The 14,325-nt window shown below is 65.7% G+C and carries 12 protein-coding genes and 1 pseudogene; 5 read left to right on the forward strand and 8 right to left on the reverse strand.

Features of this window, described 5'->3' with window-relative positions; genetic code table 11:
- The first annotated feature begins 127 nt into the window (after window positions 1–127).
- The gene (locus A0J57_RS05815) at window positions 128–688 is read left to right on the forward strand and encodes a recombinase family protein (protein ID WP_004213255.1); all 561 of its coding nucleotides are present in this window, start codon (window positions 128–130) and stop codon (window positions 686–688) included.
- 61 nt (window positions 689–749) lie between these two features.
- Here the strand turns inward: A0J57_RS05815 and A0J57_RS05820 are convergent.
- Window positions 750–3,022: pseudogene (locus A0J57_RS05820) on the reverse strand (Tn3 family transposase); the annotation flags it as partial.
- A gap of 125 nt (window positions 3,023–3,147) precedes the next feature.
- On the opposite strand from A0J57_RS05820, the gene A0J57_RS05825 reads away from it, so the two are divergent.
- Together A0J57_RS05825 and A0J57_RS05830 are read left to right on the forward strand one after the other, a co-directional pair.
- Window positions 3,148–3,768: a recombinase family protein gene (locus A0J57_RS05825; protein ID WP_008832583.1), complete on the forward strand. Its 621-nt coding sequence runs from the start codon at window positions 3,148–3,150 to the stop codon at window positions 3,766–3,768.
- Window positions 3,765–4,295, forward strand: coding sequence for a GNAT family N-acetyltransferase (locus tag A0J57_RS05830; RefSeq protein ID WP_007686150.1), 531 nt, complete (start codon window positions 3,765–3,767; stop codon window positions 4,293–4,295). The genes A0J57_RS05825 and A0J57_RS05830 overlap by 4 nt, the downstream gene beginning before the upstream one ends.
- 66 nt (window positions 4,296–4,361) lie before the next feature.
- On the opposite strand, the gene A0J57_RS05835 is transcribed toward A0J57_RS05830, so the two are convergent.
- The 7 genes from A0J57_RS05835 to A0J57_RS05865 all read right to left on the reverse strand — a co-directional run bounded on the left by A0J57_RS05835 (window position 4,362) and on the right by A0J57_RS05865 (window position 12,957).
- Complete coding sequence (locus tag A0J57_RS05835) at window positions 4,362–5,657, reverse strand: hypothetical protein (protein ID WP_021247421.1); 1,296 nt, start codon at window positions 5,655–5,657, stop codon at window positions 4,362–4,364.
- 248 nt (window positions 5,658–5,905) lie between these two features.
- On the reverse strand, window positions 5,906–6,295 hold the full coding sequence (locus A0J57_RS05840) for a copper-binding protein (protein ID WP_021245555.1): 390 nt from the start codon (window positions 6,293–6,295) through the stop codon (window positions 5,906–5,908).
- A gap of 11 nt (window positions 6,296–6,306) precedes the next feature.
- Complete coding sequence (locus A0J57_RS05845; RefSeq protein ID WP_025549154.1) at window positions 6,307–9,450, reverse strand: efflux RND transporter permease subunit; 3,144 nt, start codon at window positions 9,448–9,450, stop codon at window positions 6,307–6,309.
- Entirely contained in the window at window positions 9,447–10,937 is a 1,491-nt protein-coding gene (locus A0J57_RS05850) for an efflux RND transporter periplasmic adaptor subunit (RefSeq protein WP_021243085.1), read from the reverse strand. Before A0J57_RS05850 ends, A0J57_RS05845 begins: the two co-directional genes overlap by 4 nt.
- On the reverse strand, window positions 10,934–12,196 hold the full coding sequence (locus A0J57_RS05855) for a TolC family protein (protein ID WP_013039107.1): 1,263 nt from the start codon (window positions 12,194–12,196) through the stop codon (window positions 10,934–10,936). Before A0J57_RS05855 ends, A0J57_RS05850 begins: the two co-directional genes overlap by 4 nt.
- A 63-nt stretch (window positions 12,197–12,259) precedes the next feature.
- Window positions 12,260–12,517, reverse strand: a complete 258-nt coding sequence (locus tag A0J57_RS05860; RefSeq protein WP_007683334.1) for a hypothetical protein — start codon at window positions 12,515–12,517, stop codon at window positions 12,260–12,262.
- Window positions 12,518–12,594: 77 nt separating this feature from the next.
- Entirely contained in the window at window positions 12,595–12,957 is a 363-nt protein-coding gene (locus A0J57_RS05865; protein ID WP_007406428.1) for a hypothetical protein, read from the reverse strand.
- A 243-nt stretch (window positions 12,958–13,200) separates the two neighbouring features.
- Here A0J57_RS05865 and A0J57_RS05870 point away from each other — a divergent pair, with 243 nt between their 5' ends.
- Both A0J57_RS05870 and A0J57_RS05875 read left to right on the forward strand, forming a co-directional pair.
- Window positions 13,201–13,557 (forward strand): hypothetical protein, encoded by a 357-nt coding sequence (locus tag A0J57_RS05870; RefSeq protein ID WP_025549152.1) that lies wholly within the window; start codon window positions 13,201–13,203, stop codon window positions 13,555–13,557.
- Between the two features lie 143 nt (window positions 13,558–13,700).
- On the forward strand, window positions 13,701–14,126 hold the full coding sequence (locus tag A0J57_RS05875; RefSeq protein WP_021243089.1) for a heavy metal-responsive transcriptional regulator: 426 nt from the start codon (window positions 13,701–13,703) through the stop codon (window positions 14,124–14,126).
- The last annotated feature ends 199 nt before the right edge of the window (window positions 14,127–14,325 follow it).

A 14,325-nucleotide genomic window follows, 5' to 3' on the forward strand; every position in this document is an offset into this window, starting at 1 on the left:
ATAGCCTAACCGGACGTCAGGGCGCTACCGCGGTTTCTGTCAGATTAGGGTACTAAACGGAATTTGTTGACGAATGTCGTTGCGTATCATAGATTTCAACCTGACATTTTGATGGAGAGAGTGCGCAGTGAAGGGGCAACGGATCGGCTATGTCCGGGTCAGCACGTTCGATCAGAATGTGGATCGCCAATTGGAAGGTCAGTCGCTCGATCGGACCTTCACCGACAAGGCATCGGGCAAGGACGTCAACCGCCCCCAGCTTGAGGCTCTGCTCACTTTCGCCCGCGAAGGCGATACCGTCGTCGTCCACAGCATGGATCGGTTGGCCCGCAATCTGGATGACCTGCGCAAGCTGGTCCAGGGCCTCACCAAGCGAGGTATCCGGATCGAGTTTGAGAAGGAAAGCCTGTCCTTCTCGGGGGAGGACTCCCCGATGGCCAATCTGATGCTCTCGGTCATGGGTGCGTTTGCTGAGTTCGAGCGCGCCCTGATCCGCGAACGGCAACGCGAAGGCATTGCGATCGCTCGGCAGCGCGGCGCCTATCGGGGGCGGAAACGGTCGCTCTCGGATGAGATGATTGCCGATCTGCACCGCCGCGTTGCCGCCGGTGAACGCAAGGCGACCATCGCGCGCGACATGGGCATCAGCCGCGAAACCCTCTACCAGTACCTTCGCGCCGCTGCCTGACACCAATGTTCACATTATGTCCGGAAAATCGTTGTTCAGCGTACAAAGCTTGAGGTGACGCCAGCAAGGCGCAGGCGGCGAACACATGATCGGTGAAGCCGCCCGTGTCGGCAAAATGCTGGCGAACGCGGCGGCCCGCGTCATTCATGAGCAGCCCGTCCAGGATATAGGGAGCCTCGCTGACCGTTGCCGGGATCACCTGGGTTGCGAACGGCGCATATTGATCGGACACATGGCTGTATCCCTTGAGGCCCGGGACGTTGCCATATTTCGCGTTGATCAGATTCATCGCCTCGCCCTGCTCGGTAGCAAGGAAGAACTGCCCGTCGCTGGATGCCGATTGCCCTTGTCCCCAGAAGGCGGCCATGGGCAGGGCGGCGTGGGCCTCCACGATCATGGCGAGCGCCCGATCATAGGCGCTGCCTTCGACATGCCAGCGCGCGATCCGCAGCAATTCCCAGAAGCTGTGCGTGTTGGTCGCCGCCGCCATCTTGCGCAAACCGAGATTGACGCCTTCCGCCAGCAACACGTTCATCAGGCCGATCCGGTCGCTGCAGGGCGCGCCGGTGCGCAGATGCGTGAACGCCTCGGAAAATCCGGTTCGCTCATCGACTTCCAGCAACAGATCGGTGATCCTCGCGGGCGGGAGCTGTTGATAGAGATCGAGCACGAGATCCTCGGCCCTTCGGGCGTGTCGGCCCTCAGCTTGTCGATGTGCAGCTTGCCGTTCTCGATGATGCCGCCTGGGATCGTGCCGGTTCGCGCCGCGCGGCCAAACTCCTTCAGCCGTGTATCCAGTCGAGCCCTGCGCTCGGCCAGCCATTCGCCGGGTCGCAGCGGCTCGGCGAGCCGCGCGGTCTGCTCTATCGCCTGTGGCGGGACCAGAAGCTGCTTGAGGTCGCCATAGCGGCGCGATCCCGCCAACCATATGTCACCGGACCGGAAGGCGTCGCGGATGTGGAACAGCACCGCGATTTCCCAAAGCCGGTGGTCGCCGCTGGGCTCAGCGCGAAGATGACGATGCCATTTCGAGTTGGGACGTAGAAAATCCACCGGCGGATCGACCTTGATCCCGTTACGCAGCATCGCAACGGCCGCCAGAAGAGGCGTGGCGATCGGCGCCGCCTGCATGTCGAGCAGGCGCAGCATCCTGGGCGCGTAGAGGCGGAAACGGTGATAGCCGTCCAGCACACGGCTGAGCGGGTCGGCCGCGAGCACGTTGGTCAGCGCGGAGGCCGTGGCGACAAGGGTTCTGAACCGTTCCCAGCCAGGCCCGGTGGCGATTATCCCGTCCAGGGCCGTGCCATCGTCCTGCGCTCCAAGCAAAGCACCACCGATTTCGGCAAAGGACTTCAGCGTGTCCCGAACGGCCGCCTTTTCGTCGGCGATCCTGGTGTTGCAAAGGCGTTCGGAGGCCCGATAGAGACGGCCTACGATGCGATCGTGGGTCTCCACGATGACATCGGCCAGCGATGACCGCCATTCCAGGGTGCAGACAGCGAGGATCGCAAGCCGCCTGTCTTCGGGCAGATCACGCATGCCGTCGGCGTAATAGCGCTCGCCCTGCCGGCGAAGCCGGGTCACACGATGCGCCGGCACGCCGTCCAGCAAATCCGCCGGAAGATCGAACCTTTGAAGATATTCCAGTCGATCCATCAGCCGGTTAGCGGCTGCTGAATTTGCGCCAACCTCGAACTGTCGCAGCCATACGAAGCGCGTGACGCGACCATCCACCGTATCCTCCAACAGGTGAGCCAAATTCTCGCTCAGGGTTGGCGTGATGCGATGGGCGATAAGATCCTCGATCCGGCGCTCGGCCTCAACCAGCGCATCGGCGCAAAGGCGCTCGATCGTCGAGGAGCCGGGAAGGATCGTGCGGGTGCGGCGACACTCCGCAACGAAGCGACGGGCAAGATCCTCATTCGATGTCGCCGCCTCGGCTTCCCGAGCGATCCATTCGCGCAAATCCCGTGCGCCCCGCCCCGAAAAGGAGCGATAGCCGTAGATTCGGCGAAGGTCCGCCAGATGCTCGTGCCGGGTCTCCTCGCGCGCGGCATAGAGGAGTAGATCGTCGCTGGTCAGGCCGAGCTGGGCCGCGATGAAATCCGATACCTGCGCCGGGATCAACTCGCCAGGAGCGAGCACCCGGCCCGGGTAGCGCAGGACGCACAGTTGCAGCGCGAAGCCAAAACGATTGTGGGCGCGCCGGCGCTGGCGGATATGCCCGAGATCCTCATCGCTGAGGGTATAGTGCCGCAGCAGCTCACCTTGATCGACCGGCAAGTGAAGCAGCGCCTCGCGCTGTCGATCGGTCAGGGTCACGCGACGCGGCATACATGCTCCTTATTCTTTCCGAGCTACGGTTTGAGATAGCTTGATTGAGATGCTGGTTAAGATACACAATAGCCCAATCTTATGTGCTCATGTTCGTCACCGCCTCAAACCTTCGTTTGTGATCCATGCTGATCGGCTACGCCCGCGTGTCCAAAGCCGACGGCTCGCAGTCGCTCGACCTGCAGCACGATGCCCTTCGCGCTGCCGGTGTCGAGCCAGGCAATATCTATGATGATCGTGCATCCGGTAGCCGTGATGATCGCCCCGGTCTTGCCGCCTGCCTGAAATCGTTGCGCGACGGCGATGTCCTCATCGTTTGGAAGCTCGACCGGCTCGGCCGAACGCTCACCCACCTGGTCAGCACGGTGCAGAATCTGTCGGATCGCGGTATCGGTCTGCGGGTGCTCACCGGCAAGGGCGCGCAGATCGACACCACGACGCCATCGGGCCGGATGGTGTTCGGCATTTTTGCCACACTGGCGGAGTTTGAGCGGGATATGATCCGCGAGCGCACCATGGCTGGCCTGGCCGCTGCCCGCGCGCGGGGACGCAAGGGTGGCCGCAAGTTCGCCCTCTCCAAGGCCCAGGTGCGGCTCGCTCAGGCTGCTATGGCCCAACGCGACACGTCCGTTTCCGACCTCTGCAAGGAACTCGGGATCGAGCGCGTCACTCTCTACCGCTATGTCGGTCCCAACGGGGAACTCCGGGATTACGGTCAGCGCGTGCTTGCTGCCAAAACGCGATGATGATGACGGGAGCCCCGATCAAACTTACCCAAGCGGACGCCGCAGACGTTGCAGACCTGTACAACCGTTGCAGCGACTATTTCCTGTTGCAGGACGGGGCCGCGCCCACGCTGGACGATGCTCGCGAGCTTTTCTCCGATGTGCCGCCCGAAAAGAGCGCCCACAATCAAGCTGTCCTGGGATGGAAGGGGCCTGGCGGCCTATATGCAATCGCGGCCATCCTCCGCGATTATCCGCGTGATGGCACATGGTATCTCGGCTTCATGATCGTAGATGCCGCACAGCGTGGTCGTGGCGTCGGACGCTCAATTTACTCGACGGTCGAAAGCTGGGCCGCTGCGAGAGGTGCCACAGAGATTCGGTTGGCCGTGCTGGAAGCGAATGAAGCGGCAGAGCGATTTTGGCGTTCTCTCGGCTTCATTGAGTATCGGCGCGTTGGGCCAGACACCTTCAAAATGCGTAGCCATCGCCGGATAGAACTGAGCCGTCGCCTTTCTGGCGCGACCGTAGAAGGCAGCAACAAGTAAGATCTCGCGCCGGCTATCTGGGCGAGCTTGGCGTAGGATTCCGCCCCCTCCCGCAAACGCCCCCTTTCAGGGAAGGGGGCTTGAGATCGCCTTGATGGCCTTCAATCCCGTTCCAAAACGAGCGATCGCGTCCCTGTTTCTCTCCAGCTCGCCATAGGGCAGATAGGCGAAGTCGAGATCGGCAATACGGCTGAAAGCCGGGCGACGGAGTTGCGCGCGAACGTCCTGCTCGCGCGCATTCGGTGCGACCAGGAATAGCCCGGCGGCAGCGTGCAGATCGCTCCCCGACAGCGCCAGATCGAGCATGCGCACGATCCCCGAGTAGATCGAGGTCGAATGTTCAACCTCGAACGCGGCGGCGACGCCGTCGCCACCCTTCGCCAGCCACAACACGTCGATGAGGCGGATCGAGTCCGCTCCGGGAGAGGTCGCAATGGCGTCTGGAAGGCGCTCGAGGCATCCCTGTCCAAGCGGGCAGCCAGCGTGAAGTCGACCGCGGTCATTGGCGGCGATCCACACATCGTAACCGAGGGCATGGCCGAGGTCGCGCAGCCAGGCCTGGATTTCGGCGTGCGTGCGATCGGTTTCGCCCTGCGCGGCGGCTGTCTTGTCGAGCCGGCTTGCCTCCGCTCTGGCATGTTCCAATCTGCCGAGCCAGTCGTCGGCCGCCGTTGCGTCATCCTCCAGCGGTGGCGCGGGATAGCGGCCCGAGCCAATGTCGAACAACAGTCCGCCGATCGCGCCGAGATCGTTGGAGAGCAACTCGCGGTAACGGTCGTTGAGGTCGAGGATGCCGGCGCGCATGGCGAGAAAATGATCCCATGACCCGAGCTTCACCTTGGCGCCGGTGACGGCATTGTAGCCCTTGACGATCGCGGTATTGAAGGGCGGCACCAGCGTCGGGTGAAGGAAATAGAGCAGGTTGGCCGCCGCCGGCCCCAGCCCCTTGATCTTGAGCGCGTCTATGCTGCGGATGTGGCTGATGATCTCCTCGGCGGTATCGCAGCACGAGCAATTGTCGAGCAGGCGACCGAACGCCCGCTGATTGTCCGGGCTTTCGTAAATGTCGGGAATGCGCAGCTTGGGCTTCCACAGCCAGGCATGGTCGGCGCCCTTGAAGATCTGCCGCTGTTCGGCGATCGAGTGGACAACCGTTTCCAGTGACGAGCCGCGATAGGCGACGCCGAACCGCCCACTTTCGATTTCCACGACCACCTGCTGCAGCCCCCGACGGATGGAGCGGAAGTTTTTCAGGCGTTCGTCCCAAAGAAACCAGGAGCGATAGGTGGCGCCCGGATCGTCTCGCCAACGACGGACAAGCTCGCTCAAGAGATCATGATGTGTCGTGGGTAACAAGGTCATACTGGCTCGGTCATCCTGAACTGGCTCCTTGCCGCTCAGGCTATCGCGGGCAAGGGCGGCTTGCACGTTCAATGTGCGATCCGCGAAGCTTGCTCAAACTGCCTGTGATCGCGCAGGGAAACGCGGCTGGCGTTGGGCGTTGCCGATCGCATCCGTAGACCGGGCGCACGGCCAGGCAGACGGCCGGCAGGGGCGTCGCCGCCCCGGAGCGGCGACGCAACCAGCTTCTTTTGGTCGAACTTAGCGGATCATTGCTTTGTGATCGCGGTGACCTCGCCATCGCTGCCCTTGAGCGAGAGGTCGAAATCGACCTTGTCGCCGACCTTGACCGCATCGGTGATCGCGGGCGCCGCCTTGAACGCCATCGTCATCGCCGGCCACTTGGCTTCGGGGATCGGGCCGTGGTTGAGCGTGATCGTGCCCGCCGTCTTGTCGATCGCGGTGACGGTGCCATGGCCCTTGGCCTTGATTGCGGCGTTCGCGTCAGGCGCCATCGACATGTTGCCCATGTCGCCGCTCATGGTCGCGGCAGGCGCCGCCTGGTTGGTTTCGGTTGTAACCGGGGTCTCGCCCTTCTTGCCGCACGCGGCGGTCAGGACGGCAAGGCCGAGGGCGAGGGTCAGTCGTGCATGTCTCATAATCGTCTCCTTCATGATGAAGCGGGTTGATGGATGGGGTCGGTCTTCGGCCGGCGCAGCAGCAGATAGGCGGCGGGCAGGACGAACATCGACAGCAGCGGCGCGCTCAGCATGCCGCCGATCATCGGCGCCGCGATCCGGCTCATCACCTCCGAGCCCGCGCCCGATCCCAGCAGGATCGGCAGCAGGCCGGCGAGGATCACCGCGACCGTCATCGCCTTGGGCCGGACGCGCAGCAGCGCGCCTTCGCGCACCGCGGCCTTCACCTCGGCGGCGTCCGGATTAGCCGTGCGCTCGGCCAGCGCATTCTTGAGATAGATCAGCATCACCACCCCGAACTCGGCGGAGACGCCGGCGAGCGCGATGAACCCGACCCCGGTGGCAACCGACTGGTTGAACCCCAGCAGATAGAGCGTCCAGATGCCGCCGGTCAGCGCGAACGGCAGCGTGCCCATGATCAGCGCAGCCTCGTCGAAGCGGCCGAAGATGAGGTAGAGCAGCACGAAGATGATCAGCAGCGTCGCGGGCACGACCAGCTTCAAGCGGTCGACCGCGCGCTCGAGATATTCGAACTGGCCCGAATAGGCGATGCTGACCCCCGGCGAGAGCCGAACCTGTCTCGCCACCGCGCGTTGCAGATCGCCAACCACCGAGGCGAGATCGCGCCCGCGCACATCGACATAGACCCAGGTCGAGGGCCGGGCATTCTCGGTCTTGAGCATCGGCGGCCCTTCGGCGATCGTGACATTGGCGACCGTGCCGAGGGTGATCTGCTGGCCCGCGGGCGTCAGGATCGGTAGCCCCCGCAGCCCGTCGAGGCTGTCGCGCAATTCGCGCGGATAGCGCACGCTGATCGGATAGCGGGCGAGGCCCTCGACCGTCTCGCCGATCGTCTCGCCGCCGATCGCGCCCGAGACGATGGCCTGCACGTCGGCGATGTTGAGTCCGAACCGCGCAGCGGCGGCGCGGTCGATGTCGACATCGACATAGCGTCCGCCGGTCAGCCGCTCGGCGAGCGCCGAGCTGACGCCCGGCACGGTCCTGGCCACGGTCTCGACATCATGGGCGATGCGGTCGAGCTCGGCGAGATCACTGCCCGACACCTTGACCCCGATCGGGCTCTTGATGCCCGTCGCGAGCATGTCGATGCGGTTGCGGATCGGCGGCACCCAGATATTGGCGAGCCCCGGAAGCCTCACCCGGCGATCGAGCTCGTCGATCAGCTTCTCGGGCGTCATGCCTGGTCGCCACTGGTCGCGGGGCTTGAACTGGATCGTCGTCTCGAACATCTCGAGCGGGGCGGGGTCGGTCGCGGTCTCGGCACGCCCCGCCTTGCCGAACACGCTTTCGACCTCGGGCACCGTCCTGATCAGCCGGTCGGTCTGCTGGAGCAGTTCGCTCGCCTTGGCGGCCGAGAGACCGGGCAGGGCCGAGGGCATGTAGAGCAGGTCGCCCTCGTCGAGGTTGGGCATGAATTCGCCGCCGAGCCGGCTGAGCGGCCAGGCCGTGGTCGCGAACACCAAAGCCGCGATCAGCAGCACGGTCTTGGGCCGCTTCATCGTCCAGTCGATCGCAGGCCGGTAGAGATCGGTCAGCCAGCGATTGACCGGATTGGCCTGCTCAGGCGGGATCCGCCCCCGGATCAGCCAGCCCATCAGGATCGGCACCAATGTCACCGACAGGATCGCGGCGGCGGCCATCGCATAGGTCTTGGTGAAGGCGAGCGGCGCGAACAGCCGGCCCTCCTGCGCCTCCAGTGTAAACACCGGGATGAACGACAGCGTGATGATCAGCAGGCTGAAGAACAGCGCCGGCCCGACCTCGGCCGCCGCCTCGGTGACGAGGATCCAGCGCGTCTCGCCGTCGAGATGCGTGCCCGGATGGTCCTGCTCCCAGCGCTCGATCTTCTTGTGGGCGTTCTCGATCATGACCACGGCCGCATCGACCATGGCACCGATCGCGATGGCGATGCCGCCGAGCGACATGATGTTGGCGTTGACGCCCTGGTAGCGCATCACGACGAAGGCGGCGAGCACGCCCAAGGGAAGGGTGAGGATCGCGACGAGCGCCGAGCGGACATGCCAGAGGAAGAGCGCACAGACCAGGGCCACGACGACGAACTCCTCGACCAGCTTGTGGGTGAGGTTCTCGACAGCACGGTCGATCAGCTGCGAGCGGTCATAGACCGTCACCACCTCGACGCCCGGCGGCAGGCTCCTCTTGAGGTCCGCGAGCTTGTCCTTGACCGCCGCGATCGTCTCCCGCGCATTCTTGCCCGAGCGCAGGATCACGACCCCGCCTGCGACCTCGCCTTCACCGTTCAGCTCGGCGATGCCGCGCCGCATCTCGGGGCCGATCTGGATCGTGGCGACGTCGCCGAGGCGGATCGGCACGCCGCCGGCCGCCGTCTTCAGCGGGATCGCGCGGAAATCGTCGAGCGTCTTCAGATAGCCTGAGGCGCGCACCATATATTCGGCTTCGGCCAGCTCGAGCACCGACCCGCCCGCTTCTTGATTGGCCTGCCGGATCGCCTCGACCGCCTGGGCGTGGGTCACCCCGTAGGCCGCGAGCTTCACCGGATCGAGCAGTATCTGATACTGCTTGACCATGCCGCCGATGCTGGCGACCTCGGCGACGCCGGTCACGGTCTTGAGCTCATAGCGCAGGAACCAGTCCTGCAGACCGCGCAGCTGCGACAGGTCATGCCGGCCGGTGCGGTCGACCAGCGCATATTCATAGACCCAGCCAACCCCGGTCGCGTCGGGCCCGAGCGCGCTGCGCGCGCTCGCCGGCAGGCGCCCCTGCACCTGGTTCAGATATTCGAGCACGCGGCTGCGCGCCCAATAGAGATCGGTGCCGTCCTCGAAGATCACATAGACGAAGCTGTCGCCGAAGAAGGAATAGCCGCGCACCGTCTTGGCGCCTGGCACCGACAGCATGGTGGTGGTGAGCGGATAGGTGACCTGGTTTTCGACGATCTGCGGCGCCTGACCCGGGTAGCTGGTACGAATGACGACCTGCACGTCGGACAGATCGGGGAGGGCGTCGATCGGGGTGGATCGTACCGCCCAGAGGCCCGCGCCGACCAGCGCCAGCATGCCGATCAGAACGAAGAAGCGGTTCTTGACCGACCAGCGGATGAGATGGGCGATCATCGGCCCGCCACCTTCGCCATACGCCGCAGCGTCGGTCCCGCCGGGGGCCGGTCGAACCCGAACCGAACCCGGTCGCCCGCCTTGAAGCCGCGCGCGATGCCCGGATCGGCGAGCGCGAAGGTCATCGTCATCGCGGGCCAGTCGAGCGCGGGGACCGGTTCGTGGCTGAGCGTCACCGCATTGGCCGTGAGCCGCTCGATCTTGCCCGTCGTCTCGTACAGCGTGGCTTTCGACCTCGGCGCGGCGATGGTCGCCGATGCCGCACCGCCGCCGATCGGCCGCGCCTCGATTCCCGACAGGCTCGCCTCGGAGTCGATCAGGAACTGCCCCGAGGCGACGACTTTCTCGCCGGGCGACAGGCCGGCAAGGATCTCGGTTTCACCGCCCGCCTCGCGGCCGATGCGGACCTCGGCGGGATGATAGCGCCCGTCGCCTGCGGCGAGCATGACGAGCGTGCGCTTGCCCGTGCGGATCACCGCCTCGCTCGGCACCAGCAGCGCCGGCTTGGCATCGCCGCCAAGCACGACGCTGGCGAACATGCCCGGCCGTAACCGCCCGTCCCGGTTGGGCAGCTCGATCCGCACGGTGAGCGTGCGGCTGTCGGCCTGCGTCGTCGGCAGGATCGCGATCACCCGGCCGGCGAAGCGCTCGCCGGGGAAGCTCGCCAGCGTGGCGCTGGCATTCTGGCCGACCCGGACATCGCCCGCGCGCGCTTCGGGCACCGCGGCATTGAGCCAGACGGTGCCGAGCCCGCTTACCTGGGCGAGCGTCTGGCCCATGGCGAGCGTCACGCCGGCACGGGCGTCGAGCGTCTGGATCGTGCCCGAGATCGGCGTCGTGATGGTCACCACGCCGTTCGGCCGACCGCTCCGCTCGACGCTGGCGATGAGGCCGTCGGACATGCCCATCAGCCGCAGCCGCTGGCGCGCGGCCGCGGTGAGATCGGGCTTGCCGAGCCGCCTGACGCTCAGATATTCGGTCTGCGCGCCGCCCCATTCGGGCAGGAGCAGGTCCGCGATCGGCGCGCCGGCGCGGACCACGTCCCCGGGCGCTCGCGCATAGACGCGGCTCACGAACCCGCCCGAACGCGCCTGGATGACGGCGACGTCGCGCTGGTTGAAGTCGATCGTGCCGGTGACCTCGAGGGCCGAGGCAAGGCTGCCCATCTTCGCCGCGACGACCCGCAATCCCAGGCTCTGCCGCGCGGCGGGATCGACGGCGACCGTGGGGGCCGCGCCGGCGCTTCCTCCGTCCGCGTATCGCGGCACGAGCTGCATATCCATGAAGGGCGACTTGCCGGGCTTGTCGAACTTCTGGTTGGGGAACATCGGATCGTACCAGTAAAGGACTTTGCCTGCCCCGGCGGGCGTGGTCGCCTCCGATTGCGGTGCCTGGCGATGGCCAGCCCAATAGCCTGTGCCGCCGGCCAGCAGCGCGACAGCCAGGATCGATGCGCCCCAGCGCAGCGCGGATTTATCGAGCGTCATGGCCGCTCCTCCCCATAGGTGATAGTGATGCGGACCGCGTCGCGCGCGACGTCGGCTTCGCGGTTGAGCGCCTCGACCTCGGCCTCCGCGAGCCCGAGCGTCGTGAGCAGCGCGGCGCCAAGGTCGAGCTTGCCGGCGCCATAGCTGTCGCGGTCGAGCTCGGCGCGGTGCCTGGCGAGTGGCACCAGCGTCTCGCGGGCATTGCGCAACCGGGAGAGATGCATGGCATGGTCTGCGAGATCGGCGTCGAGCTGCGCCACCAGCTCGCGGCGGATCGCCTCGCGGTCGAACCGACCCCCTTGCGCAAGGCTCTCGCTTGCAGCGATCCTGGGGTTCTGGCGCTTGCCGGCGAACAGCGGCAGGTCGATCGACACGCCGACCGAGGCCATGTCGCCGTACATGGGATCGCGCCGGCCATAGGTGACGCCGACCTTCCAGTCGGGGCGCTTGTCGGCGCGCGCGAGACGCACGTCCGCTTCGGCGACTGCGATCCGCGCGTCCTGCGCGCGCAGGGCGGGAAGCGCATCGATCCCGGCCCGCAGCCGGATCGGATCGACATCGAGCATCGGCGGGTCGCCCGTCGCCTGCGGGTCGGGGTCGCCGGTATAGCGCGCGAGCCGGGCCCGCGCCTGCGCCACCACCGCAGCCATCTCGGCGCGGCGATCGGCGATGGCGGCGCGGAGCTGGTCGGGCTCGAGCGCCTGGCTCGGGCGCGCGCTGCCCGACGCCAGGCGTGCGGTCACGGTCTTCTGCAGGTCGTCGAGGCTGGCATCGAGCAGGTCGAGCTGCCGGAGCCGGCGTTCTCCATAATAGAGATCGACCCAGGCGAGGGCGGTCTCGAGCCGCACGTTGCGGCCTTCGACCAGCTCGCCCGCCTCGGCGATACCGATATCGGCCGCGGCGCGCGCGGCGCGTGCATGGCGCTTGGCGAGATTGGGGAAGGTCTGGCTGAACCCGATCGTCGCCATGGTGAAATCGTCGCGCGTGAAGCTGCCGGCATTGGGGCCGCTCACCGGGAAGTTCTGCAGGCCCAGGTCGAGCGTCGGATCGGGCAGGCGATCGGCCGCGACCGCCGAAGAGCGGGCGCCGGCTGTCGCCGCCGCGCGCGCCTTGAGGCTTGGCGCGTTGGCGGCAGCGAGCCTCACTGCCTGCTCGTAGGTGAGCGGGCCGGCCGACACCGGCACGGCCCAGGCGCTCGCAAGCGTCGCACCGATAGAGAGCAACAGGCGTCGCACAGCGCGCCTCGGCATCATGATCATGGATATCATCCCCTCATGACAGAGGCGGCGCGCCAAGATGTGACGCGCCGCTCCGGAGCGGGTTTAGCCCTTGTCCGACCTGACTGCGCCGCGCATGCAGTCGGCGGCGCTTGCCTGCATCATCGCGCAATCGCAGCTGGCCATGTCCCGGCTGTCGGGCACCCATATGCGGACACGCGCAGGGCCAGTCGCCCGCGGACCATATTGCGGCGCCGACCGCCATTCCCAATGGCCTTGCGGCGTGCGGCTCGCGTCGGTTGCAAGCGCAGGCGCGGCGAGACTGAGGGCCGCCACAAGGGCGGCCGGAAGCAGTTTGATCATCACGAAAACCTTTGACTGAAAAGAAGGAAACCGGGCGCGCACGCATCGATCGATGCGCGCAGCCCGTGCTCGTTCAATCAGGCAAGGCTGGTGGGAGGATCCGGCTCGGGCGCAACCGCCTTGCCGGTCAATATCGTGTCGGTCGTCCAGAAGCTGGGCGCGTCGTAGAGACGCGCAGGCGCAACGCCGCCTGCCAGGTCCGCTGCGACCAGCGGGATCACGCACCCCATCGCGGCGATGCAATCGAGCGTCAGGCCCTTGCAGGGCTTTTCGCTGGGCGCAGGCTGCTGCTTGGCCATCATCGCCATGCAGTCCGCATCCATGCCCTTGGCCAGCGGCGCGCCTGCCGCCTGCGGCACGCTGTGCGCGGCCGCCATCTGGGCTCCGAAGAGACCGGACAGCGCTCCGATGACGAGCAGGAGGGCGAGCAGGCGTTTCACGGGCCTCGATATCTAGCGGGTTTCGCGGGCGCAGCCAACCAAAGTCTCGCGCCGCGCGGATTTTGAAGTGCTGACGGCTGATTCCGTCAACTCCGCGTCAATAAAGATCCGGCCCGGGGAAGAAGATCGGCTGCGGCCTCTACGTATATCGAGGCTGGACCCGGGACCGTAGTCCCAAGCCTGAAGAGACGCTCTTCCCCTCGGCAAAGTCCGGGCGGTGGCTTACCATCCAAGGAGGTGAATATGGTCAGAAAAACTCTCATGGTCGCGCTTGCCGGCATTTCGATGCTTGCTGCCGTCCCCGCTATGGCCCAGGGCATCGGGCACAGCCTGTTCATGCGCGGCTCGATCGTCGACACGGGCAGCAACGGCACGGTCGTCTGCATCGGCAAGGCCGATGGCGCCGAGGTCGGCCAGAAGCTCGAGGTCTATCGCGTCGTGACCCATCCGGGTCCGTCCAAGGGCGTGGCGCCGACCTATCACCGCCAGCTCGTCGGCCATGTGACAATCGACCATATCTTTGACGATCACTTCGCGCACGTGTCCGTCGCCGACGGCACGCCTGCCAAGCACGACATCGTCGAGCTTCGCAAGAACTGACAAGCCGGTGGCCCGGCGGCACGGGCTGCCCTGATGCGACGCGTCGGGGCAGCGGGCCGCCGGCGACGAGGAGACCGTTCGGGGTCAAAGCGAAACCGCTTGACCCTGGACCATGGTCCAACCGGCATGATCGAGCGGATGACATGGGCAATTTCAAGATCGGCGAACTGGCCGCGGCCGCAGGCGTGGGCCGCGATACGATCCGCTATTATGAGCGGATGGGCCTGCTGCGCGAGCCCGCGCGCACGGCAGCGGGCTACAGGCTCTACGACGCGACGGACCTCGAGCGCGTCAACTTCATCCGCTCGGCGCAGGAGCTTGGCTTCACCCTCGATCAGGCCCGGCAGCTGCTGGCGCTCAGGGCATCGGACACCGCGCATGCGCAGGCCGTGCTCGATATCACGCTCGCCAAGATCACGGACGCCGAAGTCCGGCTCAAGCGCCTGTCCGATATTCGCGACATGCTTCGATTGCTTGCCGATGAGTGCCCGGGCGAAGTTCCTGTTTCCGATTGCCCTATTCTCACGTTCCTCACGGAAAGGCGGAGATCTGATCACCGAAAGATATAAGAGCAAGCCTCGCAGGAAGAACAAACACCATTATTAAAAGGGGATTTATCATGACACGAATGCATATAGTGGCTGGGATTGTTCCAGCATTGCTTCTGGGCGCCTGTGCGACGACGCCGCCTACCTCCGCACAGGTCGAAAGCTGTAGGGCCATGGAGGGCGATATGGGTCTCCAGACACGTCATGACCATGGCGAGAT

This window comes from Sphingobium sp. 22B (assembly GCF_001580035.1).
In the GTDB taxonomy this organism is placed as follows: domain Bacteria; phylum Pseudomonadota; class Alphaproteobacteria; order Sphingomonadales; family Sphingomonadaceae; genus Sphingobium; species Sphingobium fuliginis.

What these genes read in the sequence shown, in the direction of transcription:
- A0J57_RS05875 (WP_021243089.1), top strand. Translation starts at nt 13,701, where the DNA reads ATGGGCAATTTCAAGATCGGCGAACTGGCCGCGGCCGCAGGCGTGGGC.
- A0J57_RS05850 (WP_021243085.1), bottom strand. Translation starts at nt 10,937, where the DNA reads ATGACGCTCGATAAATCCGCGCTGCGCTGGGGCGCATCGATCCTGGCT.
- A0J57_RS05860 (WP_007683334.1), bottom strand. Translation starts at nt 12,517, where the DNA reads ATGATCAAACTGCTTCCGGCCGCCCTTGTGGCGGCCCTCAGTCTCGCC.
- A0J57_RS05835 (WP_021247421.1), bottom strand. Translation starts at nt 5,657, where the DNA reads ATGACCTTGTTACCCACGACACATCATGATCTCTTGAGCGAGCTTGTC.
- A0J57_RS05845 (WP_025549154.1), bottom strand. Translation starts at nt 9,450, where the DNA reads ATGATCGCCCATCTCATCCGCTGGTCGGTCAAGAACCGCTTCTTCGTT.
- A0J57_RS05830 (WP_007686150.1), top strand. Translation starts at nt 3,765, where the DNA reads ATGATGATGACGGGAGCCCCGATCAAACTTACCCAAGCGGACGCCGCA.
- A0J57_RS05840 (WP_021245555.1), bottom strand. Translation starts at nt 6,295, where the DNA reads ATGAGACATGCACGACTGACCCTCGCCCTCGGCCTTGCCGTCCTGACC.
- A0J57_RS05855 (WP_013039107.1), bottom strand. Translation starts at nt 12,196, where the DNA reads ATGATCATGATGCCGAGGCGCGCTGTGCGACGCCTGTTGCTCTCTATC.
- A0J57_RS05825 (WP_008832583.1), top strand. Translation starts at nt 3,148, where the DNA reads ATGCTGATCGGCTACGCCCGCGTGTCCAAAGCCGACGGCTCGCAGTCG.
- A0J57_RS05870 (WP_025549152.1), top strand. Translation starts at nt 13,201, where the DNA reads ATGGTCAGAAAAACTCTCATGGTCGCGCTTGCCGGCATTTCGATGCTT.